Raw genomic sequence first — 26996 nt, forward strand, 5'->3', positions numbered from 1 at the left:
GGGGAACAGGAGAGAGCATCTCATGAAGCTTCGCAGTGCGAATGTCACGCAGGGCGTGGAACGCGCGCCCAACCGCAGTCTTTTCTATGCCATGGGCTACACCAAGGAAGAACTTGATCGTCCGCTCGTGGGCGTCGTCAGCGCCTACAGCGAGATCGTTCCCGGACACGCCCATCTGGACAAGATCGCCGAGGCCGTCAAGGCCGGCGTGCGCATGGCAGGCGGCACTCCCATTCTCATTCCGGCCATCGGCGTGTGCGACGGCATTGCCATGGGACACATCGGCATGAAGTATTCGCTGGCGAGCCGTGAACTCATTGCCGACAGCGTGGAGACCATGGCCATGGCGCATCAGCTGGACGCCCTGGTGCTGGTGCCCAACTGCGACAAGATCGTGCCCGGCATGCTCATGGGCGCGCTGCGTCTGAACATTCCTTCCGTGGTGTGCAGCGGCGGCCCCATGATGGCCGGCGTGTACAACGGCGAGGAAGTAAGTCTCTCCAAAATGTTTGAAGCCGTGGGCGCCCGCAAGATCGGCCTTATCGACGACGCCATGCTTGAAGAGTGCGAAACCGGCGTGTGCCCCGGCTGCGGCAGCTGCGCGGGCATGTACACCGCCAACTCCATGAACTGCCTGTGCGAAGCCGTGGGCATTGCGCTGCCCGGCAACGGCACCATTCCTGCGGTTCACGCCCGCCGCATGCAGCTTGCCAAGCATGCCGGCATGGCCGTGATGGAACTTTTGAAGCGCGACATCAAGCCCCGCGACATCGTGAACGAAAAGTCTCTGCGCAACGCCCTGGCCTGCGACATGGCGCTCGGCTGCAGCACCAACACCGTGCTGCACCTGCTGGCCATTGCCCACGAGGCCGGCGTGGCCTTTGATCTTTCCCTGTTCAACGAAGTGAGCGCGCAGGTGCCGAACCTCTGCCACCTTGCGCCCGCCGGCCCCACCCACATGCAGGATCTGTACGCCGCGGGCGGCATTGCCGCCGTGCAGGCCGAACTTGCCAAGGGCGGCTTCCTCGACACCAGCCTCATCACCGCCACGGGCAAGACCGTTGCGGAGAACATCAAGGGCGCGGTCATCAAGGATACCGGCGCGGTTCGTCCTCTTTCCAATCCCTACAGCCCCACGGGCGGCCTTCAGATTCTCTGGGGCAACATCGCTCCCGACGGCTGCGTGGTGAAGCGCAGCGCCGTGGCTCCTGAAATGCTCACGCACAGCGGCCCCGCCCGCGTGTTCGACAGCGAAGACGAAGCCATCGACGCCATCTACAACGGCAAGATTCACGAAGGCGACGTGGTGGTCATCCGCTACGAAGGCCCCAAGGGCGGCCCGGGCATGCGCGAAATGCTCAATCCCACCAGCGCCCTTGCCGGCATGAAGCTGGACACCACCGTGGCCCTCATCACCGACGGACGCTTCAGCGGCGCAAGCCGCGGCGCTTCCATCGGCCACGTCTCTCCTGAAGCCGCGGACGGCGGTCCCATCGGCCTGATTCAGGAAGGCGACATCATCAGCATCGACATTCCCAACGCCAGCATCAATGTGAACGTGAGCGAAGAAGAGCTCGCCCGCAGAAAGGCGGCGTTTGTGCCCCGCGAACCCAACATCAAGAGCGGCTGGCTTGCCCGTTACGCTCGTCTGGTAAGCAGCGCCAACACCGGCGCCGTGTTGAAATAGCAGTTACGGGAGGGATGTCGGCAGAAGACATGCCCTGATCCGCTTCAATGATTCCGCTCCGGACGATCCGGGGCGGTCCCTCAGTCGGCGAAGCGATGCCGCAGACAGAATTCTGTTTTTCCAGGCGGGCGGTCCGCCGGGAATCCCTCAACGGAAATCTGTGAACGCGGCCCGGCGTGAACGTATGGTTTTGCGTGCGGACGGTCCGTGCGCATCCCTCATTCCATGCGATATCATACGCCGGAGCATGATGCTGTTTTTTCGATTTCGCTTCCGCGCGAAGCGTATCCCTCAATCGGAAGAGCGGCAGGGCGACATGACGACTGGCGGCATTCCTCCGGAAACGATATTTGACGCGGGCTTTGTGCGGCGAAAAACCGGACGTCACGGCGGCGTTTTCCGAATGTTTCCTGAAGTTCCGAATTTTTTTACGTAAGATGAAAGAAAACGCTTGACGGTGCAGGTGTAATCCGCTAAGTAATTTTTCGCAGCAAATGTTGCTTCGTTCCCCGATAGCTCAATAGGCAGAGCGGGTGACTGTTAATCACTAGGTTGGCGGTTCAAGTCCGTCTCGGGGAGCCAAATTTCGGAAGGGCTTACGATGAATGTCGTAAGCCCTTTCTGCGTTTAATTCCCGCGGGGCTTTCGGCAGGGCAGGCGTTGTGCTTCCGGGCGATTTTTGGCCGTGCCCGTTTCTGCGAGGCGGAGGTTCCGGTCGGGGGAGGCCGCGACGCCGTGCGGAGCGTTCAGTCATCCGCCGTGCGCACGAAGCGGAACATGTCGTCGCTTGAGGCGTAGCAGCGGTAGCCGTGTTCTTCGAGCTTGAGAGCATAGCGCATATACAGGGAACGGCGATTCTTCACCTCGTCGGTGCTGAACCAGAACTGCGGCGGATGCCGTGTATGAAGCCAGTCGAGAAAGACGCGTGCGGCCCAGCGATAGGCCATGCAGGCAATGACGGGATCGACGGCGTGTGGGAACGTTTCGGGTTCCTGTTCTCCCCACATGTTCAGCGGGGGCATTTTGTCGGCAAGAACGACCTGCCAGTCTGCGGTGACGATGAGCGCGTAGCAGGCCGTCGTGCCCTTGTAGTGGAAAAATTTTTCCTTTTCCAGATGATGCGGTTTCATGGCTGTTCTCCCGATGAATGTCCGGCCTCCCGGGCGGCCCGAGGGAGAATATAGCATTGCGGAAGAAGGGAGAGAAGCGCGGCGGGTGCTTTGGTCCACGACAGTGTGGACGAAAAAGGACTTGCGGAAAAGGGCGAAGACGGGCCGCGTCGTCATGGGGATGCAGCAGCGTCCGGGAGTGTCCGGAGCCCTTCGCCGTGTCATCGTGCGTGCCGGGAAGGGCGGATGAGACGGACGCGCGTTCGACTGGTCAGGCCTGCTGAATCGGCATCGCCGAAAGGCTCTGCCAAAGGAAAAGCGCCCGTCATGGAGGCGCGAGCGGCAGGGCGCTGCCCCACGCGGGTGGGGAAGATTGAAGTTTGAGGGCAGATTGCGGGACGCCGGAGCTTCCGGCGTGCATCGGGCGGGAGCGCCGGGGGCAGGCGCGAAAAAATAACGGACGAAAGCAGATGCGCGCCTGCCGCACTTCGTGACTCCGTCTTCGGCAGGAGGCGGTAAATATTCGCACAACACGTTGAAACAGCATGAAAAATAATGATCCGTGCGTCGCATGAGAGCCGCGGAAAAGGGGCGAGTTCCGGCGATATGTGGTCGCCTTGACAGGAGAGGAGAGCCCCTCTATATTCGTAACACGATTTTTTAAAAAATAACACTTTGGAAGCGTGAGCCGGTTTTTATGACCGACGTTGTTGTGTATGGCCGGATGCGTCGTCCGATCACCGCGTTTTTTCCCGCCGGGAGGGGAATATTCATGAAAGCGAGAGCCGTGGCCCGCGTTTTGGGCAAGCACGTCGTCATGATTGTCCTGATGATGTTCTGGCTGTCCGTGCTGGTGTTCTGCCTGTCGCGCATGGCTCCGGGAGATCCGTTGCAGTCCTTTTACGGCGACGCCGTGCAGTCCATGAGCACCGGGGAGCTTGAGGCCGCAAGGCACAGGCTGGGGCTCGACGCGCCTCTCTGGGTGCAGTATGAAAAGTGGCTTTCCGGCGTGGCGCAGGGAGACTTCGGCATGTCGCTCAAGTACAAGCGTCCGGCGCTGGAAGTGGCCGGGCCGCTCATCGGCAACACGCTGATTCTCGGAGGCGCGGCCTACGCGCTCGTGTTTGCGCTGGCCATAGGCATGGCGCTCATCTGCGTGCGCTACGAGGATTCCTGGATAGACCGCACGCTGTGCGCGGCGGGAACCGTGGCCTTCTACACGCCGGCGTTCTGGCTCGGCACCATGCTGGTGCTGGTGTTCAGCGTGAATCTGCACTGGCTGCCCGGCAGCGGCGCGTACCGCCCCGGCATGGCCGGAGACGTGGCCGACAGAATGCGGCATCTCGTGCTGCCGCTCGTGGTCATGGTGGCCAGTCACGTGTGGTACTACGCCTGCATGATACGCAATCGCCTGCTCGACGAGGTACGGCGCGACTATGTTCTGCTCGCCCGCTCCAAGGGCCTCGGCAGACGGCGCGTGCTCATGCGTCACTGCCTGCGCAACGTGCTGCCCGGCATCGTGAGCCTCATGGCCATTTCCGTTCCCCACGTGCTGAGCGGAACCTATGTGGCCGAAACCGTGTTCAACTATCCCGGCATCGGTCTGCTTTCCGTGTCGAGCGCCAAGTATCACGACTACAACATGCTCATGCTCATGGTCATGCTCGCCGGGTTCCTGGTCATTGTGAGCAGCATTCTGGCGCAGGCCGTCAACGAAATCATCGACTCCCGCATGAAGGGCGCGGAACGCGGAGGCGTATGAAAGCGACGTCCTTTCAGCTTGTCGGAGCGCATCGTGCCGAACCGTTTTCCGACGACGTCCGCCCCTGCCGGAGGCGTCGGATCCGCGCGACCACGGCGCTGGCCGGTCTGCTTTTTGCGCTGATCGTGACGGCCTGTCTGTTTTCCGACGAGCTCGCGAGGCATGATCCCGCCCTGTTTCATCTCGCCTTTGTCGATCATGCGCCGGACGCCGAGTTCTGGTTCGGCACGGATTCGCTCGGGCGGGACATTTATTCCATCATCTGGAGAGGATGCCGCGCCTCGCTGACCGTGGGACTTCTGAGCACGGCGGTCATTGCCGTGCTCGGCCTCGGGTACGGATGCGCGTCCGGCATGGCTTCCGACGTGGCGGACGCCGCCATGATGCGCGTGGTCGAGCTGTGTCAGAGCGTGCCCCGGCTGCTTTCGCAGATACTGCTGCTTTCGCTCATGGGCACGCCGGACATTCTTGAACTTTCCCTCGTCATCGGCGTCACCGGCTGGTTCGCCCTGGCCCGCATGGTGCGGGGCGAAGTGCGGCAGATACGGGGCAGCGACTATCTGCTGGCCGCGCGCTGCATGGGCGCGTCGTTTTTCCGGATTCTGCGCAGGCATCTCATTCCCAACGTGATGTCCGCCGTGCTGTTCATGATCGTGTCGAGCGTCAGCACGGGCATGATCATGGAAGCCACCCTCAGCTTCATCGGTCTGGGGCTTCCGGTGGACGTGGTGTCGCTCGGCAGCATGCTGGCCCTCGCGGACAAGGCGCTGCTTCTGAACACCTGGTGGGTCATTGTTTTTCCCGGAATTTTTCTCATGGTCATACTGCTGTGCTTGACAGTTCTGGGTCAGGCCTTTCGCCGGATCCGCGAGCGCGGCCCCAGCAACCTTTGATCTGCCCCACGGAGGCAACATGAACCTGAAATGGCTTGCCGCATGCTTTCTTGCGTGCCTGATGGTCGTTCCCGCAGGCGCGGCCGAACTCGACAACGACACGCTCATGTATGCGGGCGAAAACGAGAGCACCATCAATCCGCTGCTGAACAATCATCAGGAGCTGCCCACCATCATTTTTTCCGGGCTCATGAAGTACGACGCCCACGGTCGTCCCGTGCCGGATCTTGCCGAGAGCATGTCCGTGGAGGGCACGACGTACACGTTCAGGCTTCGTCCGGGCGTGCTCTGGCACGACGGCAGGCCGTTCACCGTTGAGGACGTGCTCTACACCTACGAGGCGCTCACCAAAGACAAGACGCTGACTTCCTCCGTCACCAGCAACTACGAGGACATTGCCTCCGTCACGGCTCCCGACGAGCATACCGTGGTGTTCACGCTTTCTCGTCCCAACGCGGCCATGCCGGACAACTTCACCATCGGCATACTTCCGAAGCATCTGTTTGCCGGGCGGGACATCAACACGGCTCCGGCCAACTATGCGCCCGTGGGCACGGGCCGCTACCGCTTCGTGAGCTGGGACGCCGCAGGCGGCTACATCGTGCTGGAGCGCAACGAGAACTATTACGGCAAGGTGCCGAACATTCGGCGCGTCATTTACAAGACCGTGGCCGTGGAGAGCACCAAGGCGCTCATGCTGCAGTCCGGCGAGGCGGATGTGGCGTGGCTGAACGCCCGCTATGCCGACCGTTTCCGCGGCCGGGAAGGCTTCCGCAACGTGGACTTCCAGACGGCGGACTATCGTTCCTGCTCCATGGATTTTCGTTCCGACTTCTGGCAGCGCAACGCCGATTCCATCGCCGTGCTGAACTACGCGCTCGACAAGCCCGCCATCGTGAAGAGCGTGCTTGCCGGTCATGGTTCGCCTGCGTACAGCCCCATTCAGAAGAACCGTTTCGGCGGCAATCCCGCGGCCGACATGTATCCTTATGATATGAAGAAGTTTGCGGCCGAAATGGAGAAGCTCGGATGGAAAAAGGGCGACGACGGCATATACGAGCGCAACGGCGAGAAGTTTTCCTTCACCATTCAGGTTCGGGACTACGAAGAGGAGCGCGTGGACATCGCCAACGTGGTGTCGCATCAGCTCAGGCAGGCAGGCGTGGACATGAAGATTGCGCTGGTCACGCGCTTTGACTGGACTGCCGGATATGACGGCTTTCTTGCCGGTTTCGCCGCCGAATTCGACCCCGACGCCGTGTTCAAGGACTTTGTGACCGGCGCGAGCGACAATACCATGCACTATTCCAACGCCGAAGTGGACCGTCTGCTTCGCGAGGGCCGCGGGACGCTGGACCAGGACAAGCGCAGGAGCATTTACGGCGCGTTTGAAGTGGAGTACGCGAAGCATCCGGGGCATCTTTTCATCGCCTATCTGGACGGCAACTACGTGACGGTGGAAGGACTGCGCGGACTGGACGTTTCGCGGGTGCTCGGGCATCATGCGGCGGGCGTCATGTGGAATATTGAAGACTGGACGCTGGAGCGCCAGCCCGGCGTTTGATTTGGCAGAAACAGGCGACATCCCGAGTCGGTGCGGAGGGTTATCCTTTTGCGCCGACTCGGGAACGTCTGAGCGGGAAGCCTCCGGGCGTGGAGAGAGGCTCTTTGCGGCGGAACCGTCTGCGTTCAGAGAAATTTTGGGGCGGAATCGTTGATCATGACAGGTGCGGGTCAGAGGATGAACAGCGGAACATCAAAGGAACCGGTTCTTCAGATAGAGAATCTGGAAGTGGATTTCGACACGCCGTCGGGCACGCTGCATGCGGTGCGGGGCGTTTCTCTTGCGCTGCACCCGGGCGAGATTCTGGCCGTGGTGGGGGAATCGGGCTGCGGCAAGTCCGTGCTCTGCCGGGCGGTCATGAAGCTGCTGCCGGAGCGGGCGCGCCTTCGCGGTCGCATTCTGGCGGCTGGCGAAGACATCTGCGCGTATTCCGAACGGCAGATGCAGCGACTGCGGGGCGAATTCTTTTCCATGATGTTTCAGGATCCCATGACGTCGCTGAATCCCGCCATGCCGGTGGGGCGTCAGATTACGGAGGCACTGCGCCGCCGCGGGGTGTCAGGGAGCGAGGCCGATTGCAGAGCCGTGGAGCTTTTGCGTCTTGTGGGCATAGATCGCCCGGAACAGCGCATGAAGCTGCAGCCGCACTGCTTTTCCGGCGGCATGCGTCAGCGCTGCGTGCTGGCCGTGGCGCTGGCCCTGGATCCCCTCGTGCTGTTTGCCGACGAGCCGACCACCGCGCTCGACGTCACCGTGCAGGCGCATATTCTTGATCTGCTCCGCGAGGTCAGCGCGAGCAGGGGCACGGCCATCGTGCTCATCACGCACGATTTGAGCGTAGTGGCGCGCGTGGCCGACAGGGTGGCCATCATGTACGCGGGAAAAATAGTGGAAACGGGAAGCGCGGAGGACATTTTTTATGATCCCCGGCATCCCTACACCTGGGGACTTCTGCAGGCGCTGCCGTCAAGGGCGCGGCGGGGCGAGCGGCTTCGCGGCATTCCCGGCATGCCGCCGGACATGACGCATCTTCCCCGCGGCGACGCCTTTGCCGAACGCAACGAATACGCCCTCGACATCGACTACGAAGAAATGCCGCCGTTTTTCCCCGTGTCTGCGGGGCACAGCGCCGCCACCTGGCTTCTTGATCCGCGCGCGCCGCGCGTGGCGTGCCCTGTGCGCGGAAGGGGGCGTTGAACATGTCTGCCCCTCTCTTGGAGATTCGCGACTGCTGCCGGAATTTCGTTGTGGATCGCTCCCTCACCGTGGAGGCGGTGCGTCATTTTTCGCTGACGCTGCGCCCGGGAGAGATCTACGGTCTTGTGGGGGAATCGGGCTGCGGCAAGTCCACGCTGGCGCGCACCATCATGGGCGTCTATCCGGTCAGCTCGGGAGAAATATGGTTTCGGGGGATGAAAATTTCGGATCGCAGTGTGCTTCGTCGGCATCGGCGCGAGGTGCGACGGGGCATGCAGATGATTTTTCAGGATTCCTCGGCGGCGCTGAATCCGGTGATGAGCGTAGAGGAAATTCTTGCGGAGCCTCTGGAAATCTGGGGGCTTCTGCCGCGCGGCAAAGAGCGCCGGGAGACGCTGGAACGTCTTTTGCACCGCGTGGGAATGGACGCCTCGGCGCTGTGCCGTCAGCCTGCCGAGCTTTCCGGCGGTCAGCGTCAGCGCGTGGCCATAGCCCGGGCCGTGGCCGTGCATCCGGAACTTGTGATTGCCGATGAGCCCGTGGCATCGCTGGACGTGTCCATGCAGGCGCAGATAGTGACGCTTTTTCAGCAGCTTCAGCAGGAGCAGGGCTTTTCCTTCCTGTACATTTCGCACGATCTGGCCATGGTGCGGTATCTGTGCGACCGCGTGGGCGTCATGCGCGCAGGCCGTCTTGTGGAAGAGGCGGAGGCCGACGAGCTGTTTGCGCATCCCTGCCACGCCTACACCCGCGTGCTGCTTTCCGCCATGCCGGAGCCTGATCCCCGCTATGAGCGAGCGCGGACCATTCTTTCCTACGACGAAGAAGAGCTCGGAACGACGTTTGAAGAAGTGTCGCCCGGGCATCGGGTGCTGCGCTGAGAAAAGTCGGACGACGTTCCGGCGGCCGCGTTCCGAAGATGATCCGGAGAACGTCGCGGCGTTGCGAGCAGCGTCGGGCGCAGTGTGCTTTTGTCCTGACGCCCGTGAGGGCGAACGCGGGACGTTGCCGAAACGCCGACGCAGGCAAACGCCGCGGGGCCGTCAGCTCCAGCGGCTGGAGCGCTGCACCTTGCCTGCCGGCAGGGTTATCAGGCAGGAAGCCTGAGGCACACCTTCCATGAACGCCACCGGGCGGGACATGACGCACAGCGCCGTGGCGAGGGCGTCCGCCTCCATGGCCGAGGCGGCCACCACGGAGGCGCCGGGAACCGTGGCGCAGAGGCCGTTTGCGGGATTCAGAATGTGATTGAGCGCGCCTTTCCCGTCGAACCTGTTCTCATAGGTGCCGGACGTGGCCATGGCCTGATTCGTCAGATTGCGGACGGCCGGATAGGCGGTGTTGCCGCGATACTTTTCCGGGTTTTCCACGGCCACGCGCCAGGGAGCGCCGTTTTTGCCGCCCTGAGCCACGATGTCTCCCCCGGCGTTGACCAGAAAGTTCCTCACGCCCGATTCGCGAAGCAGGCGCGCGCCTTCGTCGGCGATGTAGCCTTTGGCGATGCCGTCGAGACTCATTTTCATGCCGCTGCGGTCGAAGCGGATGTCGCTGCCTGAGGCCTCAACGTGCGTCATGCCGATGAGTTCCGAAGCCTCGGCCGCTTCTTTGGCGTCGATGCCCGCCGAGGAGCGCTCCAGCACTTCCAGAAGCGAAAGCACGGTGGGGTCGAAGGCTCCGCCAGTGAGAGCGTGCATGCGCGAGGCCGCCTGTACCACCGTGCGCAGCGGCGCGGGCGCATCCTTGAGGCGTCCGGCGGCGTTGAGCTGGCCGAGGGCGGAGGCGCTGTCGAATCGGGTGAGCAGCGCTTCGAGCTCCGACATGCGTTCAAAGGCTCTGCCCACGGCGTCGGCCGCCTGCATTTCGGAAACGCCGCTGGTCTTGATGGTGACGAACGTGCCCATCATGACGCGGGTTTCGGTGAAGGGGGCCGCGGTTCGGGCGAGCGCGGAAACGGGCAGAGCGGCTGCGGCGGCAGCGGTGAGACAGCGGAGAAAGAAGCGTCGGGTGAGCATGAAAACCTCGCAGAGGCGACGGAGGGAAGAGAAGACTATTCGGCTTTTTCCTGGGCTCTGGCCTTTTCACAGGCTTCGGCCTGAGCGGCGAGCGCGGCTGCGCCGTGCAGACGCAGAATGCCGCGGGGGCAGGCCTTGGCGCAGGCCTGACCGCAGGAGTCGCCGTATTCCAGACAGAGCTTCTGATCGATCTGAATGCGGTCGTTCACCATGGCGATGGCCTTGGCCGGGCAGGTCTTGACGCATTTTGAGCAGTGAATGCAGCCCACCTTGCACACGTCCATGACGGCCTTGAGCTTGTCCTGCGTGGAGCAGGTGATGGCCACGCGGGCGCGCTTGGGAATGAGCTGGAGCACGTTTCTGGGGCAGATCTTGGTACATTTGCCGCAGCCTATGCACATGGATTCGTTGACTTCCACGATGAAGTTTTCCACGTGCAGGGCGCTCGTGAGGCATTCCTTGACGCAGTCGCCGAAGCCGAGGCAGGAAAATCCGCACTGATCCGAACCGTGATGCAGGGCGGCGGCCGCGGCGCAGGAGGGGATGCCCTTGTAGTCGAAGCGGCGGGCCACCTGACCGGCGTTCTTGTCGCAGCGGCGGTAGGCGACGAGCGGCTCCATTTCGGTGGTCAGCTTGCCGGTGAGTTCGCCGATGGCGGAAGCCACCTTGGCGCCGCCGACCACGCACAGGTTCGGCGGAATGGAAGGATCATGCACCACGGCGTTGGCATAGCCTTCGCAGCCGGCGTAGCCGCAGCCGCCGCAGTTGGCGCCGGGCAGGCTGTCGGTAACTTTTCCCACCATGGGATCCTCATGGACGGCGAAGACGCGGGAGGCGACGGAAAGCAGGACGGCGGCCACAAAGCCGAGTCCGGTAAGAGCAAGTATGGAGTAGAGAACCATGAGCGACGTCCTTATGCTGACGATGGAAAGCTGTCGAAGCGGGAGCGGCCCCGCCTACACCATGCCCTTGAAGGCCATGAAGGACAGAGACATGATGCCTGCCATGATGAGCGCGATGGGCGTGCCCGCAAGAGCGCTGGGAACGCGGCAGGTTTCCAGACGTTCGCGCACGCCGGCCATGAGCAGCAGGGCCAGCAGAAAGCCTGCGCCCGTGGCAAAGGCGTAGAGCAGGGAATCGACGAGGTTGTACTGTTCTCTCTGCACGAGCAGCGTTACGCCGAGCACGCAGCAGTTCGTGGTGATGAGCGGAAGAAAGATGCCGAGCGAGGCGTACAGCGGCGGAACGGCCTTTTTGAGGAACATTTCCACAAACTGCACGAGCGAGGCGATGATGAGAATGAACACCAGCGTCTGCAGGTATTCCAGATGGGTGGGAACCAGCAGATATTTCTGCACGAGCCATGTACACAGCGTGGCCATGACGGTGACGAAAATGACGGAGGTGCCCATGCCGAGGGCTACGCCTTTTTCCTTGGAGCATCCCAGATAGGGGCAGTTGCCCAGGTTCTGGGAGAGCACGATGTTGTTGACGAATATGGCGGAAATGAAAACTTCAAAAACGCTCATGGGCGTTCTCCTTGTCGTCTGCCGGTCGCTCTGCCTCAGCGGGGGCGGTGGCGGCCGTGGCTGGTTCAGTCTTTATTGCTGCGTCCCAGGGCGCAGGCGCGGCAGCCGCCGCAGGGCGAAGGCAGTTCTTCGGAATTTTCGCGGCTCTTCTTCATGAGCTGACGGTGCGTGCCGTAGTTCATGGCGGCGAGGGTGAGCCCCAGGCAGAGGAAGGCGCCGGGCGCTTCCACCATGATGGTGAAAGGCTGGAAGCCGTCCCACATGACGGGGTGACCGAACCAGGTTCCCGCGCCGAGAATTTCCCGGATGGAGCCGAGGAAGGTGAGCGACATGGTGAAGCCGAGCCCCATGCCGAGGCCGTCGGCGATGGCGAGATGCACGGGGTTCTTGGCGGCAAAGGCTTCGGCGCGGCCGAGAATGATGCAGTTCACCACGATGAGCGGCACGAAGATGCCGAGCTGCAGATACAAGGGGTAGGCGTAGGCCTGCATGAGCAGTTCCACGGCCACCACGAGCGTGGCGGAAATGGTGATGAAGCAGGCGATGCGCACCTTGGAGGGAATGATGTTGCGCACCATGGAGATGAGCATGTTGGAGAGGGTGAGCACGAAGAGCACGGCCATGCCCATGCCCACGCCGCTGGAAGCGCTCTTGGTTACGGCGAGCACGGGGCACAGGCCCAGAAGCAGCCGGAACGGAGGAAGTTCCTTCCACAGACCCTTGGTCAGTTCCTGCATGAAGCGATTCATGGTTCCTCCGTTATTTCCACGTCTCCAGAAGGAGGGGCTTGAGTTCCTGATAGACGGCCACGGCGCTGTCCACCGCGCCCATGACGCCGTTGGACGAAACCGTGGCGCCGGAAACGGCGTCGATGTCGCCGCCCTGGCTTCTCAGCTTGACGGGCAGGCTCTTGCCGGGAAACTGCTTCAGAAAGGCGGGTTCCTTGACTCTGGTGCCCACGCCTGCGGTTTCCTTCATGGTGGTGATGCCTATGCCGGCAAGGGTGTCGTTCTGCACGTTGAATCCGACCACCACGCCGAGATCGCCGCCGTAGCCGCTGCCGAACTGTTCCACGGCAACGCCGACGAGCTTTCCCTTCTTCATGCTGGGAAAGACGTTGACGGTGCGGCCGTCCTTCAGGGTGAAGGCGCGGCGGTCGTTGATGGGAGAATTGTCGGCGTCCTTGAACACGTCCAGAATGGCGGGGCCCTGAACGAAGGTGAGCGCCTGGCTTTCGATGCGGGAAGCCGTGGTCATTTTAAGGTAGGAGAGGCAGAATCCGGCCGTGCCGCACAGGATGGACAGCACGAGTATCATTTGAACAATGCTTTTCATGCGTTGGTCCCCCCTTTGCGGCTGAACGCGCGTGCGGCCTTTCCGGGCTTCGTGCCGAAGGGGTGCGAGCGGATAAGGGCAAACATGGGCGCAAGCAGGTTGATGAGCATGACGGCAAAGGGCGCGCCGTCGGTGTAGATGCCGAAGGTTCTGATGAGCAGCACGAGAATGCCGCCGGTGAGACCGTAGAGCAGCATGGGCAGGCGGCGATGCGGCGAGCAGGAGTCTTCCGTGGCGAGGAAGAAGGCGGCGAGCACGGTCGAGCCGCTGAAGATGTGGAAGAGAGGCCCGGCGCTCAGAGCGGGATCGGCCAGATGCAGCGCGGATGCGGAAAGAAACACGCCGACGAGGAATGAGAACGGCACTTCCCAGCGGATGACGCCGCGCAGGGCTAGATACATGCCGCCGAGAAAGAGCGCGCCGGACTGCGCGGCTCCGAGACCGCCGAGCTGACGGCCGAGCAGCAGGTCGGAGAGCGGGAAGTCCGCCACGGCCGCGCCGCCGAAGTACTTGGCCTTGAGCAGGGGATCGATGAGCGAGGTGTGCAGCACCGAGGCCGTGGGATCCATGTAGAGCGGGAAGGAAACGAACACCAGGGCCCAGCCCACGAGGGTGGCGTTGACCTGGTTGGCGCCGTAGCCGCCGAAGGCCATGCGGCCTATGCCCATGGCGCACGCCGCGGCAATGACCACGAGCCACCACGGGGCGGAAACGGGCAGCAGAAAGGCGAGCAGCAGGCCGGTAATGGCGGCGGTGCCGTTGTCCTGGCTGAGCTTCTGCTTCATGAGCGTCTGGCAGACGGCTTCGGTGACGAGTGAGACCACCACGGCGAGCGCCATGACTCGGGCCGCCGGCATGCCCCACTGAATCAGACTCAGCACCACGGCCGGGGCGAGCGCTATGAGCGTGTGGATGCTGTTTTTACGTATGGTGCGCCCGCAGTGCCAGAAGGGGGGCGTGCTGATGGCAAGGAGAATATCGTTGTTGGAATTGCTCATGTCTGTTCTCTCTGATGTGCTCGCGGCGTGCGCGGATAGAGGCTAGCCCTTGCTGACCGGCTCGACGGGAGTGAGGCTTGCAAGGCGTTCCTCTTCCGCGAGCCTTTTGACGGCAAGACGTATGTACTGAAGCACGGGCCGACGCGCGATGCACACGTAGCCGCAGAGCCCGCAGTCGACGCAGAGCCGGAAGTTTTCCTTCCGGGACATGTTGTATTTGCCGAATTCCGCGTAGCGGCTGAGCATGCGCGGATCGATGCGGGTGGGGCATATCTGGATGCACGCGCCGCAGTTGATGCAGGCGCTGTCGCCCTCGATAGGCGGCACTTCCCCGGCGTTCACCACGAAGAAGCCGTACGCGCCCTTGGTGATGCTTCGATCAAGCCTGTCCAGACTTTCGCCGCGAAGCGGACCGCCGCGGAGAATGGTGTCTCCGCTTTTCAGCGTGATGTGCGAAAATTCCAGAAGCTCGCCCACCAGACTGCCGTTCTTCACGATGTAGTTGGCCCATTCCGTGGCCGTGCCGATGGTGATGACGGTTTCCATGAGCGGCAGGCCGGTGGTACCCACGCGGCCGAGGCTCCACACGTTGTGCAGGCCCACGGCAGCCACGTCCGGCGGGGCTTCCTCGCCGGTGACTTCCTTGATGAGCAGCTCGTTCACGCTGTTGGGATAGGTGGGATCCACCTCCACGGTTTTCACGCCGGAAATGGGCGAGGAGCATCCCGTGGGAACGGCCATGATGATTTCGTCGGCGCGGCGCAGGCGGCGCTGCAGTTCAAGGCCGGTGCGGATTTCGTCGGCATGCTGGGCGAGCATGGGTTCCGCCCAGCAGACGCCCGGCTCGGGATTGAGCGCGTTCACGATGAGGGTTTTGGCCCGGCAGCCCAGAGAGCGCGTGTTGACGCCCATCTTTTTGATGGTCAGCACGAGCTCCTCGCCTTCCTTGCCCTCGCGGAGAAGATCGACGGGTTCAGGCAGATCGGGAAACGTGCCGGGTTCCATGTCTGCGGGATTCACGGCGTCCACAAAGACGCTGCGGGCGTTGATTTCCGTAATCACGCCGTAGATGGGGGCGTGCAGATCGCCTTTTTCCAGCGAGGGATGTTCGGCCAGCAGCATGCCGGGGTACACGAACGTCTTCTTCTTGACGCCCGCAACCATGGTGAATCCTTCACGGTTGAGGCGAATCCTCCTGGGGGCGGGGCCTTCGCCGAACGGTCTCTGTTCGTTGTAGACAAGGCGGAATCGAGGATCCCTTATCATCCTAAAAAACTGTTTCATGGCTATTCCCCGTCTCTATTTCGTATGGCATTGCGCACAGTTGTCCACGGGGCCTCCCTGCTTTTCGTGGCAGGAGATGCACAGACCGTGGTAGGCCGACATGACTCCGGGAACCAGTCGGGAGGGTTCGGTCTCGTGGCAGGTGGAGCAGGGAACAAGCGCGCTCTTGGGGAGTCTGCCCTGCATCTGCAGGTCGCGTGACGCCGTGGCGGTGTGGCAGGTCGCGCACGAGGACATGTCGTCCTTCCGGAAGGCGTCCTCATGGCAGCTGGCGCAGCGCGTATGCACGGCGTTCTTCAGGGAGAGAATCGGCCCCATGTCGGTCTTGCGGTCATGGCAGTTCGCGCAGTTCTGAGGCCGGGCCTCTATCTGCGGGCCGTGATGACACGACGTGCACTCGAGCTTGAATTCCTTCGTATGCCTGGAGTGCCCCCACTTCTTGTGCGAGAGCGTCATGTGATGACAGGTCGCGCAGGTGGAAGGATCCATGGTGTAGGAGTGTCCTTTAAAGGATGCGTCGAATTCCAGGCCGTGGCAGCTCTTGCAGCTCACTCCGGCCTGTTCCGGCGTCGGCGCGTCGTGATGGCAGGTCAGACAGTCGATGCCGAGTTTTTCGGCGTGGGCTCCGTGGTTGAAGACCACACGGCCGGCCGAGTTGTCCATGAGAATTCTGTTGGGAAGAGGGTCGGATTTCTCCGGCATAAGATATCCTCCCACAGCCAGAATCAGCAGCGCGCCAGTCAGGATATATGTTACGTTACGCAATGTCTTCTCCCCCTGATTTAGCTTTTTTCATATAACATGTTTCATTGGTTGAGAAGGGGTAAAAACATAATTTTCACATGTTATTGCTTACTTATCAGTTGATTTTTTTGTAATTTTTCTTTTTGTCGTTCAAAACGGAACTTGGCGGAAGAAAGGAGGCCTCGTTGGCGCATCATCCTTTTTTTCTTGGATGAAATGGACATGCGCCGTCGGATCGCCTGAGGAGTTGAGACGCTGCGTTTTGCGCAAAAGGACGGACGCCGCGCGGAGAGCATCGGCACGAGCTGCCGGAACGAAGGGCCCATTGCGCGGCGATGAAAAACGGCAGATGCGGGTATTATATGTAATATATTTATATTATTATGAAAAATAAATGAATTGACATTGCTCTCCTGTTGCGTATATGTGAAAAATTTTTTTTGTTGTCGTGTGAGAAACTTATCGGCGTTGTGACAACTCCGCGCCATGTCACATGTTCCCGGGAAGGGGCGGAACAGGCATTTCCCGAGCGTTCGGGAAGGCGGGAACATGTTGTCGGACAAGCGTCGGGCCGTGTCTGACCGACTCCGGTCCGCCGGGAATCGGCGCTGCTTTGCAGCAGGGCGCGCAGGCAGAGACGGATTGCCGGGAACGTGACGCGCGGCAGGGCGTCTTCCGGGAGGCCTGGCGTCATGCTCATCGGCAAAGGGAAGCCTGAAAGCGGCGTTTCTTCCCGGCGTCGCGTGTTCGGGGCGCTTTCGGCGTCGTACGGCGGACGCGCCTGGCTTCCCTCCCCGCGACAGCCGTGTCGGGACTCGATTTTTTTTCTCGACTCTGGCATGGTCGGCGCAAAGGAGATCGCATGAAAAAACTCATCATTGCTTCCGATATTCACGGTTCGGCCCGCTGGTGCGGCCGACTGCTGGAATACTTTGAAAAGGAGAACGCCGACAGACTGCTCATTCTCGGCGACATTCTCTATCACGGCCCGCGCAACGATCTGCCGGAGGAATACGCGCCGAAAAAGGTCATGGCCATGCTCAATCCTTTGCGCGAGAAGCTGCTGTGCGTGCGCGGCAACTGCGACGGCGAAGTGGATCAGATGGTGCTGGACTTTCCCATCATGGCGGAATACGCCGTGCTGACGCTCGGCAATGCCGAGGCCTATGCGACGCACGGCCATCACTACAACGAAAAGACGCCGCCCCCGTTCCCTTCCGGCAGCATCCTGTTGTACGGTCACACGCATGTGCCCGTGTGCAACAGGCACGAAGGCTTTGTGGCCATGAACCCCGGCTCCGTTTCCATTCCCAAGGAAGGCAGCGCCCACAGCTGCATGCTGTGGGAGAACGGCGTGTTTCGCTGGCTGAATCTTGAGGACGGCTCCGTGTATCGGGAGTGCTCCTTCTGATAAAAAAACGCGCCTCTTTCCCGCAGCGGACGAGGCGCGTTTTTTTTTTGCGATGGTTCTGCTCCGGCGCGGCGGGGGAGCTTTTGGTTGCTCGGCCGTTTTTGCCGTCCGCGTGACGGGAGCGTGTTGCCGGGCGATCTTCCCGGAGCGCGGCCGACCTCGGCTAGGAAGGTTCGGACTCGCTGCCGGATGAGGCGTGTTGAGCCTTATCGTCCCGGACGGGATCGCCGCAGAGCATGTCGAGAAGTTCCTCGCGACGCGCGCCGGAAAACCAGCTTTCCACCGGCACGTCGGCCAGCGCTCTGCGCAGGGAAGGCGCGTCGGCGCGTTTGCCCGTCAGTATGGTTTCCAGCTCGCGGATGTCGCGCAGGGCAAAAAAGTCGCCGAACAGGCGGCAGCCCGAAATGACGCCGTTTCGCACGTCGAGCAGGCATTCGAGTCTGCCCCAGCCGAAGCGGTGACGGCGTTTTTCCGTAAAGCGCGGCGACTGCCCCCAGTTCCACTCCCAGCGACGGTAGCGGGCGTTTGCGAGCGCCTCGGCCTGCTCCCTGAGGGCGGGATCCAGCGTGCGCTCTTCGTCCGCGCAGCGGCGCGTCATGGCTTCGATCACCATGTCCATGCACTGCGAGCCGCTCAGTCCCGCGGGCAGAAATTCGCGAAGATTCGCCACCCGCGCCCGATGCGAGGCCACGCCCTTGGTGCGGAATTTTTCCACGTCCACGGCCAGCGCATTGCTGAGCTCGGAGGTGTCCACATCCACGAGCAGGCAGCCGTGGTGCAGCATGCGCTGCCCGGAGCGGCGCTGCGCCGTGCCCGACACCTTGCGCCCGTTCACCGTGATGTCGTTGCGGCTTGTGTATTCGGCGTTCACGCCGAGGTCGCGCAGCGCGGCCACCATGGGGCGCATGAAGGCCTCGAATCCGGCAAGACGGTTTTTCTCCACCCACACAAGAAAGGAAAAATTCACGTTGCCGAGATCGTGATACACGGCGCCTCCGCCGGTGGGGCGGCGCACGACGGCAATGCCGTGCTCGCGGCAGTAGGCGGCGTTCACTTCTTCGGCGGTATTTTGATGGCAGCCGATGATGACCGACGGCGCGTTGCGCCAGATGAGAAAGATGCCCGGATTCTCCGGGCCGAGCGAGTTGAAGAGGGTTTCTTCCAGAGCCAGATTGAAGGCGGGATCGGTGCTTGCTATGCGCAGGGCGTACATGTCGGACTCCTTGATGACGGGTGCGCTCGACTATAAGGGGCGGAAGAGCGCTGCGCAAGGGGGATCGCTTGCCCTCGGCACGGCGTCGTGGCAGTATGCCGCAAAAGAGCGAAGTTCAATTAGTCCACTCTATTGCAGATTCGAGGAAGTCATGGATCAGCTTTCATTATTCGACGCTCCCGCCGGGGGCGAACATGCCCGCGCCGAGGCCCGCGCGGCGAAGCTCCGCCGGGAGATAGACCGTCACAATCGCCTGTATCATCAGCTGGACGCGCCTGAGATCACCGACGAGGCCTACGACGCGCTGTATCGCGAACTGGTGGAGCTGGAAGAACGCTTTCCCGATCTGCGCACGCTGGATTCTCCCACGCGTCGCGTGGGCGGGGCCGTGCTGCCGTATCTGGAAACGCGTCCTCACCGCGAAAGGATGTACGGTCTGGACAACGTGTTTTCCCTTGAGGAGTGGGAGGGCTTCGTGCAGAAGGCCTCGCGCGCGCTGCCCGAAGCCGGGCCCGACGTCATGTCGGCGTGGTGGGCGGATCCGAAGCTGGACGGCCTTGCCTGCGAACTGGCCTACGAGAACGGCGTGATGGTGCAGGCGCTCACCCGCGGCGACGGCGAAGTGGGGGAAGTGGTGACCGAAGCCATGCGCACGGTGCGCAATCTGCCGCTTCGCCTGCGGGGCAACGGGCCTTTTCCGCGCCGCATCGAGATTCGCGGGGAAGTGCTCATGTTCCGCCGGGAATTCGAGGAGCTGAACAAGCGGCAGACCGAACTCGGGCAGAAGCGCTTTGCCAATCCGCGCAACGCCGCGGCGGGATCGCTGCGTCAGCTCGACACCAACGTGACGGCGAGCCGCAAGCTGCGTTTTCTGGCGTACAGTCTCGGCGAGGTGGACGCGCCGGGCATGACCTTGTGGACGACGCATTCGGCGCTCATGGCTTCGCTGAAGGACTGGGGCTTCGACACGCCGCCCGAGGGGCGTCTTTGCCGGAATGCGGACGAGGCGCTTGCCTACTACAGGCACCTTGAGAGCATTCGCGACGATCTGCCCTTTGAGATAGACGGCGTGGTGTACAAGCTGGACAACCGGGAGGCGCAGGCCGCGCTGGGCTTTACGGCGCGCGCGCCCCGCTTTGCCGTGGCCTGGAAGTTCACCTCCCGCAAGGCGGAAACGCGTTTGAAGAAGATAGCCGTTCAGGTGGGACGCACAGGCGTGCTCACGCCTGTGGCGGAACTCGAGCCCGTGAGCCTCGGCGGCGTGATGGTGAGCCGCGCCACGCTGCACAACGAGGATGAAATCCGCCGTCTTGATCTGCGCGAGAACGATATCGTCATCATTCAGCGCGCCGGGGACGTGATTCCCGACGTGATCGGGCCCGTGCTGGAAAAAAGACCGGAAGGTCTGGTTCCCTTTGAATTTCCGCACGTGTGTCCCGTGTGCGGCTCTCCGGCCCGGAGACTGGAAGGCGAGGCGGCGTGGCGATGCCTGAACATGGCCTGTCCGGCGGTCATCATGCGCAGCATCGTGCATTTCGTGTCCAAGGCCGGGCTGGACGTGGACGGCGTGGGAGCGAAATGGGTGGAAGCGCTCATTGAATCCGGGCGGGTGAAGAGTCCGGCGGATCTGTTCACCGTGACCAGGGAGGAGCTCATGAGCTATGAGCGCATGGGCGAGGTGTCTGCGGGCAATTTCGTGGCCGCGCTGGAGCAGGCGAAGAGTTCCGCAACGCTGACGCGCTTCATTGCCGCGCTGGGCATTCGACAGGTGGGCGAGCAGACCGCGCGCACGCTGGCCGAGCATTTTCACGACATGGACGAGCTGGAAAAGGCCGGAGTCGAGGAGCTCATGAGCCTGCCGGACATCGGTCCCGAGGTGGCGGGAAGCATTCGCGCCTTTTTTGAAACGGATTCCAACCGCGAACTTCTGGAACGCTTCCGCGCCATGGGGCTCTGGCCGAAGGGCGGACGAAAAGAAGAGGGCACGGGTGCGCTTGCCGGTCGCAAGGTGCTCTTTACGGGCACGCTTTCCCGCCCGCGCGACGAGTACCGCAGAATGGCCGAAGCCGCCGGAGCCAACGTGGCGTCCGGGGTGTCGAAGACGCTGGATTATCTGATTGTTGGCGCAAACCCCGGCTCGAAACTTGACAAGGCCAGAACTCTGGGTATCACCGTTCTGGATGAAAACGGATTTCTTGCCCTGCTTCAGGGGGAAAGCCATCAGTAATATCCCGTCGGGTATCGAAAAAGCCCCTTGCCGCACTTGCGCGTTGGTGTTTTATTGGATATGATGGGCCAGATTTTTTTCAGTGTCCTCCCATGGACGGACGATGGATGGCAGTTGCCGGGGCCGCGGAGGCGGTCTGGCTGTGTATCATGTGGCCGTGAGGAGATATGCTGATAAGCGTTTATTTGATCAGGAGATTATGATGAAGACCAGCTCTCGCAATGCCTATCCCGGAAAAATCACTGCTGTTATCCCCGGAAGCCTCAGCGATGAGGTCGAAGTGACCCTGGAAACCGGAGAAAAGATTTACGGCCAGATTTCCCACGCCAGCTTCCAGAATCTTTCCCTGGCCGAAGGCAAGGAAGCCGTGGCCCTTGTCAAGGCTACGGAAATCATGCTTGTGGCTGACGACAACGAATACGAATTTTCCTGCCGCAACCAGTTCACCGGCAAGGTGGTCAAGCTGGTGCGCGGCTTCGTCAACGGCGAAGTGCTCATTCAGACCCCCAGCGGCATGGAAATCAACGCCACCGTCACGCTGGAAGGCGTGAACCGTCTGCGTCTGGAACGCGGCTGCACCGTGGTCGCCATGTTCAAGTCTCCCAACGTTCTGATCGCCGTCAAGAAGTAACGCTCAAAACCTGCACGGGCGGGCGGCGTCAAGCCGAACGGCAGGCAGCGCAGATTGCTTCTGGTTGGAAGAACTTTTCCTGTACAGGCAAAGGGGCACGCTTTCGCGTGCCCCTTTTTCGTGTATTTTTGACGGCATCTCTCTGCCGTTGTGTCTCAGCCGCGTGTTTCTGATGTCCGGGCGTCGCATCGCTGATTGCGTCGCTGATGCCGTGTCTCTGCGTCGCGTCGCTTTTCATTTTTGGCGTCGCGGCAGCTCTGACGCCTTACTTTCAGCATCCTTTGTTTCTTTTCTCCATGCCGGTTCCAGGCGAGGCGCGCAGGCTCCTCCGTCGTGACGGAGCGGACTCTTCATGCCGGATCGAGGCGTTTTGCATCGAGGCGTCGGGAAAATCAGGGGCTTCGCAGCGGCGGCGCATGCGTCGCTCCCCCCCCCACACACAGGTGGAGCGGCGTACTATTTTTTGCCGAAGCGCAGCAGCAGCGCGGAGGTTGAGATGAGCGCGTATCCGAGCAGTTCGCTGGATTCTTCCATCGCATTTTTTGCGGCGCGCCAGTCGCCGTCCGGCAGCAGCGTTTTCCACAGCACGCCTGTGCCGAACAGTCGGGAATACGCCAGAACAATGACGAGTCCCGCGAGAAGAAGAGGAAAGTGCCGCCAGCGGACCAGCCGGGCCAGTCCGGCGACGGCGTCGCGAAGATTCGAGACCGCAAAGGCCAGGCAGACGAAGGCCAGCGTGAGGGCCGGCCACTTCCAGCAGCCGTGGGAGATCATGTCGAGAAAGTAGTCCTGCTCGCGTATGAGCATGCAGCCGGTAAGTCCTCCGACAAGCGTCAGAGCCCGGCGCATGTCCGGACAGCGGCGCGCCTCGGAAAAGAAAAGCGCCGTGCTTGTCAGAAGCAGCAGCGTCTGACTGAACTCCGTGGGACCGACTTCCGCAAAGGGATGAAGGGAGCCGGCATCCCACCAGAAAATGAGGAACAGAACCAGAATGCCCAGGCCGAGCCCGAAGAGAAGACGCAGTGCGAAGGCAATGGTTTTCAGATCAGAAAAAAGTTCCCTGTTCTGCAAAGATGAAAAGCGGATATTCATGGCAGGCACATCGTGATGAAGTCTGTTTTCTGCGAAAAAGGCAGCAAATGACCGCCCCGGACCGGGGAAAGGGTGATGGATATTCGCCGTGAAGAACGCGCTTGTCAAGCGGTGTCGATGAAGAAAATGCGGAACTTTTGTTTCAAAGAGAAAGTTGCAGGAAAAAAAAGTCCGTTTTCTGCACGGATACAGAAAACGGACGAACGCTAGAACGTTTTTTTCGTGGCAATGTATTGCACCAGCAGAGGCAGGGCCACGCCGCAGGCGCAGGTGAGAAGTGCGAGCAGCACCATGCCGTCCATGACCGGCGGAAGCGCGGGCAGCGTGCCGTTGTGCCACGGCCATACCGTGCGCAGCGATCCGGCCATGAAGCCGATGAGCACCGCGTTGGTCTGCAAGGGATAGCGTCGGAAGCACGCGGCGAGCACGCGGCTGAAGCTCATGAGCCCGCAGAGTCCCCCGGCGATGAAGGTGAGAAGCACCGGCAGATTGAGATGCACCACCGCGGAAAGGATGAAGGCGTACTGACCCATGACGACCAGCATGAACGAGCCGGATATGCCGGGCAGAATCATGGCGCACAGGGCGATGAATCCGGCAACGAAGATGTTCGGCAGGGCGTGGGAGGCCGTCATGGCTTCGGCTCCGGTGACGAACCAGGCCGCCACGGCTCCTGCGACGAGCAGCAGCACGTTGCCTGCGGGCATGCGCTGACCTCGGGTCATGAGCACGATGGACGAGATGATGAGCCCGAAAAAGAAGGCCCACAGCGCTTCGGGCCAGGCGTGGAGCAGATAGAGCGTCAGGCGCGCAAGGCTGAAGATGGACGTGCCTATGCCGATGACCAGCGGCAGCAGAAAGCCCCAGGGAATGCCCGCGCAGGCTTCCTTGAAGCGTCCGGTGAAGAAGAGCCGGAAGAACGTGATGTTGAAGGCCTTGATGCCGTTCAGCAGCTTGTCGTAGATGCCGGTGATGAAGGCGATGGTGCCGCCGGACACGCCAGGCACCACGTCGGCGGCGCCCATGGCCAGTCCGCAGAGAAGGTAGCGCAGTTTTTCCCTCATGCCTTGTCTCCCTTCACCAGGCGCACGCGCAGCTCGCGACGGGAAGGAATGCGGCGGTAGCGGATGTCGGGAACGCCTATCATGAGTCCCGCCATGGGGATGAGACCGTCTTCCGCGCCCATGGCCTTGCGCACGTCTTCGCTCATGGCCGCCGCCCGCATGACGTAGCCGGCCCAGCAGCCGCCGAGGCCCATGACGGGAAGCAGCAGATCGAGCGAGGACACGGCAATGGAGCAGTTCACGATGTCGAGATCATAGGAGCCGCCTGCGCAGGCGAACACCGCGCAGGGCGCGCCGCGGAAAATGGGGTCTCCGCCCCGGTCGTGGGAAAGCACCACACCGGCGAGGCGCTTGTCTCCGCGGAAGGCGTCGGCCACGGCGTCGGCCACGCGGCGCAGCACGTCTCTGCCTTCCAGCACGAGCCAGCTCACGTTTTCCAGATTCTTGCCCGTGGGCGCGTAACGAGCGACGTCCAGAGCTTTCAGCAGCAGCTCTTCCGGCACGTTCTGTTCCTTGAACTCGCGCACGGACCGGCGGCCGCGGATGAGCGCCGCAAGACTGTCCGCATCGGGCAGCGGAGCCGCGGGAGCGAGCGTGTCGGGATTCACGCCGTCCAGCTGCACGGCGGCCTGAGGACAGACGGCCGCGCAGTGACCGCAGTGCATGCAGTATTCTTCATGATGAATGCGCACGCCTTCGTCGGAAACGTGAAAGCAGTGCAGGGGGCAGACTCGGGCGCACAGCCCGCAACGGACGCAACGGGAATTCTCTATGTGTATCATGGCTTTTCCTGAAGGTATGTGCTAAAGAATGTTCGTGCAGCATAGAGGAAAATGCGCGAAAGGGGAAGAACTTCCTTTCGGCGTTGTCGCCGTCGGCATCGGTTTTCCCTTCTGCAGCAGAACACGGGCTGGGCGTCGGACATGCGCGCTGCGGGCTGCCGGTTCTGCAGTTTCTCTGCGGTTTTCCTCAGACAGGGAACATTCATGGAATCGTTGACTCTTGTCGTGTTCGGGGCGCTGGTCGCCGTTGTTGGTTTTGTCTGGGCGTTGTTCTGCGTCGTACACGCGCTGCTGCATAAAAAGGATTCACAGTCCGCTCTGGCCTGGGTGGCGAGCATCATGCTGCTGCCGTTTCTGGGGAGTCTTGCGTATTCGCTTTTCGGCATCAGCCGGGCCGACAGCCTGGCCGGACGCCTTCTCGACGAGGCGGCCAGGAGGCAGGATTCGTCCGACAGAATACTGGATCGCCGCCTGAACTCCGAAGAGGACGACGATTCTCTGCCTGCGGAATGGGAGGCCCTGAAGGTGGGCCGCGCCCTCACCGGACGCCGCATGATGCGCGGCAACCGGCTGGAACTTCTGAAGAACGGCGAAGAGGCCTATCCGGCCATGCTGGAAGCCATAAGTCAGGCCAAACGCATGGTCTGCCTTTCCACCTATATTTTCCGCGGCGACGATACGGGCCGCGCCTTTGCCGACGCGCTTGAAGATGCGGCCAGACGAGGGGTGGACGTCAGGCTCATTGTGGACGGGCTGGGCGGCATGATCTATTCGCTGCGCAAGCCGTGGCGCAAGCTGCGCGAGAAGGGCGTGAAGGTGCAGATGTTTCTGCCGCCGCGCCTGTGGCCGCCCATGTTTGCCGTGAATCTGCGCACGCACCGCAAGGTGCTCGCCTGCGACGGAACCGTGGCCTTTACCGGCGGCATGAACATCGGGGATCATCATCTGGTCACGCTGCCGCGGCGCGGACGCGTGCAGGACATCCATTTCCGCTGCACCGGGCCTGTGGCCGCGCGCCTGCAGGAAGCCTTTCTCATGGACTGGGCTTTCGTGAGCAAGCTGCCCACGCCGCCTTCGCTCATGGAACCGGAGGAGAAGGGCGCGTCACATTGCCGTCTGGTGTTCGACGGGCTCGGCCGCAGTCGGGAAGACATTCATCAGCTTCTGTGCGGCGTGATTTCCGCGGCCAGACGGCGGGTCGTCATTTTCACGCCGTACTTCATTCCTCCGCGCGAGCTGTCCGGCGCGCTGGTGGCCGCCGTGCAGCGCGGCGTGCAGGTGGACGTCATTCTTCCGGCGCAGAACAATCTTTTCTATGTGCATCACGCCTCCCGCCGCTATCAGGGCCCGCTGGCCAGAATGGGCGTGCGCATCTGGTATCAGCCGCCGCCGTTCGCCCATACCAAGCTTCTGCTGGTGGACGACTGGTATGCGCTGATGGGTTCGGCCAATCTCGATCCGCGCAGTCTCTTTCTCAATTTTGAACTCAATGTCGAGGTGGCCGATCCGGCGTTTCAGAAGGAACTTTCGGACTACGCCGATGAGGTGCTGTCCCGCTCGCGCCGGATGCGCTACGAAGACTATGATCGTGCCGCGCTTCCCTCAAAGCTGTTCGATTCGCTGTGCTGGCTGCTCAGTCCGTATATTTGACGCCCTGAAAGGTAGCGCAATATTACGCAAGACTTCTGTCGTTGACTTATCCGCCCAATGCCGTATGTGAGTAACATACGCTACCTTATGTCATGCAAGGAGTTTGCCATGTCGCTGTTCGATATTCTGAATTCCCCTGAACTCAAATCCACGCTTGGTTCCTTTGCCGACAAGGCGAAGAACACGGCTTCCGATATCACTTCCAAAGCGCCCGGCGGACTCGGCGGACTGCTCGGAGCCGGAGCTCTGGGCGCGCTTCTGGGCAGCTTTGTTTCCAAGAACGTGCTGAAGGACGCCGCTCTGGTGGGTGCGGGCGCCGTGGCCTGGAATTTTTATCAGAAGTGGAGTCAGAGCCGTGGCGCTCAGACGGAGAACGTCGAAGTGATTTCCCGGCAGACGACCGGGACGACGGTCGGAGCCTCCGTGCCCGCGCCTGCGCTGGACAATACGGCCATGCTCATGCTTCGCGCCATGGTGTACACGGCCCGGGCCGACGGGCATATCGACGCGACGGAACAGGGACGCATTCTCAAGCTGGTGGAGCAGATCTGTCCGGGCAGAGACATGTCCGCAGTCATGAACGGCCTGATGAGCGAACCCATTGATCCGTCCCGACTGGCGGCGGAAGTGCGTTCGCCGGAGCAGGGCGACGATCTGTATCGGCTCTCCTGTCTCATTGTGGACGTCGATCATTTTATGGAACGCAGCTATCTTGACGGTCTGGCCTCGGCGCTGCATCTGTCCGCCGAGAGAAAGGCGGCGCTGGAGCAGGAAGTGGCGCAGGCAAGGCAGCAGCTTCTGCCGGGCTAGAA

Annotated in this window: 25 protein-coding genes and 1 tRNA gene; 13 read left to right on the forward strand and 13 right to left on the reverse strand. The window is 61.8% G+C overall.

Going from position 1 to position 26996, the window contains the following annotated elements; translation table 11 throughout:
- Window positions 1–22: 22 nt before the first annotated feature.
- The 3 genes from ilvD (at window position 23) to Q0K02_RS03365 (ending at window position 2269) form a co-directional block, all read left to right on the forward strand.
- Window positions 23–1687: a dihydroxy-acid dehydratase gene (gene ilvD, locus Q0K02_RS03355; RefSeq protein ID WP_294485060.1), complete on the forward strand. Its 1665-nt coding sequence runs from the start codon at window positions 23–25 to the stop codon at window positions 1685–1687.
- A gap of 247 nt (window positions 1688–1934) precedes the next feature.
- Window positions 1935–2123, forward strand: a complete 189-nt coding sequence (locus Q0K02_RS03360; protein WP_294485062.1) for a hypothetical protein — start codon at window positions 1935–1937, stop codon at window positions 2121–2123.
- Between the two features lie 70 nt (window positions 2124–2193).
- A tRNA-Asn gene (locus Q0K02_RS03365) sits at window positions 2194–2269 on the forward strand.
- A 164-nt stretch (window positions 2270–2433) separates the two neighbouring features.
- On the opposite strand, the gene Q0K02_RS03370 is transcribed toward Q0K02_RS03365, so the two are convergent.
- A complete protein-coding gene (locus Q0K02_RS03370) occupies window positions 2434–2817 on the reverse strand; it encodes a hypothetical protein (RefSeq protein WP_294485063.1) in 384 nt (127 codons plus the stop codon).
- 751 nt (window positions 2818–3568) lie between these two features.
- On the opposite strand from Q0K02_RS03370, the gene Q0K02_RS03375 reads away from it, so the two are divergent.
- The 5 genes from Q0K02_RS03375 (at window position 3569) to Q0K02_RS03395 (ending at window position 9093) form a co-directional block, all read left to right on the forward strand.
- Window positions 3569–4558: an ABC transporter permease gene (locus Q0K02_RS03375; RefSeq protein ID WP_294485064.1), complete on the forward strand. Its 990-nt coding sequence runs from the start codon at window positions 3569–3571 to the stop codon at window positions 4556–4558.
- Window positions 4555–5451, forward strand: coding sequence for an ABC transporter permease (locus Q0K02_RS03380; protein WP_294485066.1), 897 nt, complete (start codon window positions 4555–4557; stop codon window positions 5449–5451). The genes Q0K02_RS03375 and Q0K02_RS03380 overlap by 4 nt, the downstream gene beginning before the upstream one ends.
- 19 nt (window positions 5452–5470) lie before the next feature.
- Entirely contained in the window at window positions 5471–7015 is a 1545-nt protein-coding gene (locus Q0K02_RS03385; RefSeq protein ID WP_294485068.1) for an ABC transporter substrate-binding protein, read from the forward strand.
- 156 nt (window positions 7016–7171) lie between these two features.
- Window positions 7172–8212 (forward strand): ABC transporter ATP-binding protein, encoded by a 1041-nt coding sequence (locus tag Q0K02_RS03390; protein WP_294485070.1) that lies wholly within the window; start codon window positions 7172–7174, stop codon window positions 8210–8212.
- 2 nt (window positions 8213–8214) lie between these two features.
- Window positions 8215–9093 (forward strand): ATP-binding cassette domain-containing protein, encoded by an 879-nt coding sequence (locus tag Q0K02_RS03395; protein WP_294485072.1) that lies wholly within the window; start codon window positions 8215–8217, stop codon window positions 9091–9093.
- Window positions 9094–9255: 162 nt separating this feature from the next.
- Here Q0K02_RS03395 and Q0K02_RS03400 read toward each other — a convergent pair whose 3' ends face one another.
- The 8 genes from Q0K02_RS03400 to Q0K02_RS03435 all read right to left on the reverse strand — a co-directional run bounded on the left by Q0K02_RS03400 (window position 9256) and on the right by Q0K02_RS03435 (window position 16072).
- Window positions 9256–10224: an FAD:protein FMN transferase gene (locus Q0K02_RS03400; RefSeq protein ID WP_294485074.1), complete on the reverse strand. Its 969-nt coding sequence runs from the start codon at window positions 10222–10224 to the stop codon at window positions 9256–9258.
- A 35-nt stretch (window positions 10225–10259) separates the two neighbouring features.
- Window positions 10260–11126 (reverse strand): RnfABCDGE type electron transport complex subunit B, encoded by an 867-nt coding sequence (rnfB, locus tag Q0K02_RS03405; protein ID WP_294485075.1) that lies wholly within the window; start codon window positions 11124–11126, stop codon window positions 10260–10262.
- Window positions 11127–11180: 54 nt separating this feature from the next.
- Entirely contained in the window at window positions 11181–11753 is a 573-nt protein-coding gene (locus Q0K02_RS03410; protein ID WP_294485076.1) for an RnfABCDGE type electron transport complex subunit A, read from the reverse strand.
- A gap of 65 nt (window positions 11754–11818) precedes the next feature.
- Entirely contained in the window at window positions 11819–12502 is a 684-nt protein-coding gene (locus tag Q0K02_RS03415) for an electron transport complex subunit E (RefSeq protein ID WP_294485077.1), read from the reverse strand.
- Window positions 12503–12512: 10 nt separating this feature from the next.
- Window positions 12513–13088, reverse strand: a complete 576-nt coding sequence (rnfG, locus tag Q0K02_RS03420; protein WP_294485080.1) for an RnfABCDGE type electron transport complex subunit G — start codon at window positions 13086–13088, stop codon at window positions 12513–12515.
- Window positions 13085–14086 (reverse strand): RnfABCDGE type electron transport complex subunit D, encoded by a 1002-nt coding sequence (locus tag Q0K02_RS03425; RefSeq protein ID WP_294485082.1) that lies wholly within the window; start codon window positions 14084–14086, stop codon window positions 13085–13087. The genes rnfG and Q0K02_RS03425 overlap by 4 nt, the downstream gene beginning before the upstream one ends.
- A gap of 42 nt (window positions 14087–14128) precedes the next feature.
- On the reverse strand, window positions 14129–15250 hold the full coding sequence (locus Q0K02_RS03430) for a 4Fe-4S dicluster domain-containing protein (RefSeq protein WP_294485085.1): 1122 nt from the start codon (window positions 15248–15250) through the stop codon (window positions 14129–14131).
- A 135-nt stretch (window positions 15251–15385) separates the two neighbouring features.
- A complete protein-coding gene (locus Q0K02_RS03435) occupies window positions 15386–16072 on the reverse strand; it encodes a cytochrome c3 family protein (protein WP_294485087.1) in 687 nt (228 codons plus the stop codon).
- A gap of 904 nt (window positions 16073–16976) precedes the next feature.
- Between Q0K02_RS03435 and yfcE the strand changes: the two genes are divergently transcribed.
- The gene (yfcE, locus tag Q0K02_RS03440; protein ID WP_294485089.1) at window positions 16977–17525 is read left to right on the forward strand and encodes a phosphodiesterase; all 549 of its coding nucleotides are present in this window, start codon (window positions 16977–16979) and stop codon (window positions 17523–17525) included.
- A gap of 163 nt (window positions 17526–17688) precedes the next feature.
- Here yfcE and Q0K02_RS03445 read toward each other — a convergent pair whose 3' ends face one another.
- Window positions 17689–18738: a lipoate--protein ligase gene (locus Q0K02_RS03445; RefSeq protein WP_294485091.1), complete on the reverse strand. Its 1050-nt coding sequence runs from the start codon at window positions 18736–18738 to the stop codon at window positions 17689–17691.
- Window positions 18739–18889: 151 nt separating this feature from the next.
- Between Q0K02_RS03445 and ligA the strand changes: the two genes are divergently transcribed.
- Together ligA and Q0K02_RS03455 are read left to right on the forward strand one after the other, a co-directional pair.
- Window positions 18890–20965, forward strand: coding sequence for an NAD-dependent DNA ligase LigA (gene ligA / locus Q0K02_RS03450; RefSeq protein WP_294485092.1), 2076 nt, complete (start codon window positions 18890–18892; stop codon window positions 20963–20965).
- A 202-nt stretch (window positions 20966–21167) separates the two neighbouring features.
- Complete coding sequence (locus tag Q0K02_RS03455) at window positions 21168–21596, forward strand: TOBE domain-containing protein (protein ID WP_294485094.1); 429 nt, start codon at window positions 21168–21170, stop codon at window positions 21594–21596.
- A gap of 456 nt (window positions 21597–22052) precedes the next feature.
- Here Q0K02_RS03455 and Q0K02_RS03460 read toward each other — a convergent pair whose 3' ends face one another.
- The 3 genes from Q0K02_RS03460 to Q0K02_RS03470 all read right to left on the reverse strand — a co-directional run bounded on the left by Q0K02_RS03460 (window position 22053) and on the right by Q0K02_RS03470 (window position 24534).
- Window positions 22053–22688 carry a hypothetical protein gene (locus Q0K02_RS03460; RefSeq protein ID WP_294485096.1) on the reverse strand — a complete coding sequence of 212 codons (636 nt, stop codon included), beginning with the start codon at window positions 22686–22688 and terminating at the stop codon, window positions 22053–22055.
- 206 nt (window positions 22689–22894) lie between these two features.
- On the reverse strand, window positions 22895–23752 hold the full coding sequence (locus tag Q0K02_RS03465; RefSeq protein WP_294485097.1) for a DUF368 domain-containing protein: 858 nt from the start codon (window positions 23750–23752) through the stop codon (window positions 22895–22897).
- Entirely contained in the window at window positions 23749–24534 is a 786-nt protein-coding gene (locus Q0K02_RS03470; protein WP_294485099.1) for a nitroreductase family protein, read from the reverse strand. Before Q0K02_RS03470 ends, Q0K02_RS03465 begins: the two co-directional genes overlap by 4 nt.
- A 204-nt stretch (window positions 24535–24738) precedes the next feature.
- On the opposite strand from Q0K02_RS03470, the gene Q0K02_RS03475 reads away from it, so the two are divergent.
- Both Q0K02_RS03475 and Q0K02_RS03480 read left to right on the forward strand, forming a co-directional pair.
- A complete protein-coding gene (locus Q0K02_RS03475; RefSeq protein ID WP_294485101.1) occupies window positions 24739–26184 on the forward strand; it encodes a phospholipase D-like domain-containing protein in 1446 nt (481 codons plus the stop codon).
- A 108-nt stretch (window positions 26185–26292) separates the two neighbouring features.
- Window positions 26293–26994, forward strand: a complete 702-nt coding sequence (locus Q0K02_RS03480; RefSeq protein WP_294485102.1) for a DUF533 domain-containing protein — start codon at window positions 26293–26295, stop codon at window positions 26992–26994.
- The last annotated feature ends 2 nt before the right edge of the window (window positions 26995–26996 follow it).

This window comes from uncultured Mailhella sp. (assembly GCF_944324995.1).
In the GTDB taxonomy this organism is placed as follows: Bacteria; Desulfobacterota; Desulfovibrionia; order Desulfovibrionales; family Desulfovibrionaceae; genus Mailhella.

What these genes read in the sequence shown, in the direction of transcription:
- ilvD (WP_294485060.1), top strand. Translation starts at nt 23, where the DNA reads ATGAAGCTTCGCAGTGCGAATGTCACGCAGGGCGTGGAACGCGCGCCC.
- Q0K02_RS03360 (WP_294485062.1), top strand. Translation starts at nt 1,935, where the DNA reads ATGATGCTGTTTTTTCGATTTCGCTTCCGCGCGAAGCGTATCCCTCAA.
- Q0K02_RS03370 (WP_294485063.1), bottom strand. Translation starts at nt 2,817, where the DNA reads ATGAAACCGCATCATCTGGAAAAGGAAAAATTTTTCCACTACAAGGGC.
- Q0K02_RS03375 (WP_294485064.1), top strand. Translation starts at nt 3,569, where the DNA reads ATGAAAGCGAGAGCCGTGGCCCGCGTTTTGGGCAAGCACGTCGTCATG.
- Q0K02_RS03380 (WP_294485066.1), top strand. Translation starts at nt 4,555, where the DNA reads ATGAAAGCGACGTCCTTTCAGCTTGTCGGAGCGCATCGTGCCGAACCG.
- Q0K02_RS03385 (WP_294485068.1), top strand. Translation starts at nt 5,471, where the DNA reads ATGAACCTGAAATGGCTTGCCGCATGCTTTCTTGCGTGCCTGATGGTC.
- Q0K02_RS03390 (WP_294485070.1), top strand. Translation starts at nt 7,172, where the DNA reads ATGACAGGTGCGGGTCAGAGGATGAACAGCGGAACATCAAAGGAACCG.
- Q0K02_RS03395 (WP_294485072.1), top strand. Translation starts at nt 8,215, where the DNA reads ATGTCTGCCCCTCTCTTGGAGATTCGCGACTGCTGCCGGAATTTCGTT.
- Q0K02_RS03400 (WP_294485074.1), bottom strand. Translation starts at nt 10,224, where the DNA reads ATGCTCACCCGACGCTTCTTTCTCCGCTGTCTCACCGCTGCCGCCGCA.
- rnfB (WP_294485075.1), bottom strand. Translation starts at nt 11,126, where the DNA reads ATGGTTCTCTACTCCATACTTGCTCTTACCGGACTCGGCTTTGTGGCC.
- Q0K02_RS03410 (WP_294485076.1), bottom strand. Translation starts at nt 11,753, where the DNA reads ATGAGCGTTTTTGAAGTTTTCATTTCCGCCATATTCGTCAACAACATC.
- Q0K02_RS03415 (WP_294485077.1), bottom strand. Translation starts at nt 12,502, where the DNA reads ATGAATCGCTTCATGCAGGAACTGACCAAGGGTCTGTGGAAGGAACTT.
- rnfG (WP_294485080.1), bottom strand. Translation starts at nt 13,088, where the DNA reads ATGAAAAGCATTGTTCAAATGATACTCGTGCTGTCCATCCTGTGCGGC.
- Q0K02_RS03425 (WP_294485082.1), bottom strand. Translation starts at nt 14,086, where the DNA reads ATGAGCAATTCCAACAACGATATTCTCCTTGCCATCAGCACGCCCCCC.
- Q0K02_RS03430 (WP_294485085.1), bottom strand. Translation starts at nt 15,250, where the DNA reads ATGGTTGCGGGCGTCAAGAAGAAGACGTTCGTGTACCCCGGCATGCTG.
- Q0K02_RS03435 (WP_294485087.1), bottom strand. Translation starts at nt 16,072, where the DNA reads ATGCCGGAGAAATCCGACCCTCTTCCCAACAGAATTCTCATGGACAAC.
- yfcE (WP_294485089.1), top strand. Translation starts at nt 16,977, where the DNA reads ATGAAAAAACTCATCATTGCTTCCGATATTCACGGTTCGGCCCGCTGG.
- Q0K02_RS03445 (WP_294485091.1), bottom strand. Translation starts at nt 18,738, where the DNA reads ATGTACGCCCTGCGCATAGCAAGCACCGATCCCGCCTTCAATCTGGCT.
- ligA (WP_294485092.1), top strand. Translation starts at nt 18,890, where the DNA reads ATGGATCAGCTTTCATTATTCGACGCTCCCGCCGGGGGCGAACATGCC.
- Q0K02_RS03455 (WP_294485094.1), top strand. Translation starts at nt 21,168, where the DNA reads ATGAAGACCAGCTCTCGCAATGCCTATCCCGGAAAAATCACTGCTGTT.
- Q0K02_RS03460 (WP_294485096.1), bottom strand. Translation starts at nt 22,688, where the DNA reads ATGAATATCCGCTTTTCATCTTTGCAGAACAGGGAACTTTTTTCTGAT.
- Q0K02_RS03465 (WP_294485097.1), bottom strand. Translation starts at nt 23,752, where the DNA reads ATGAGGGAAAAACTGCGCTACCTTCTCTGCGGACTGGCCATGGGCGCC.
- Q0K02_RS03470 (WP_294485099.1), bottom strand. Translation starts at nt 24,534, where the DNA reads ATGATACACATAGAGAATTCCCGTTGCGTCCGTTGCGGGCTGTGCGCC.
- Q0K02_RS03475 (WP_294485101.1), top strand. Translation starts at nt 24,739, where the DNA reads ATGGAATCGTTGACTCTTGTCGTGTTCGGGGCGCTGGTCGCCGTTGTT.
- Q0K02_RS03480 (WP_294485102.1), top strand. Translation starts at nt 26,293, where the DNA reads ATGTCGCTGTTCGATATTCTGAATTCCCCTGAACTCAAATCCACGCTT.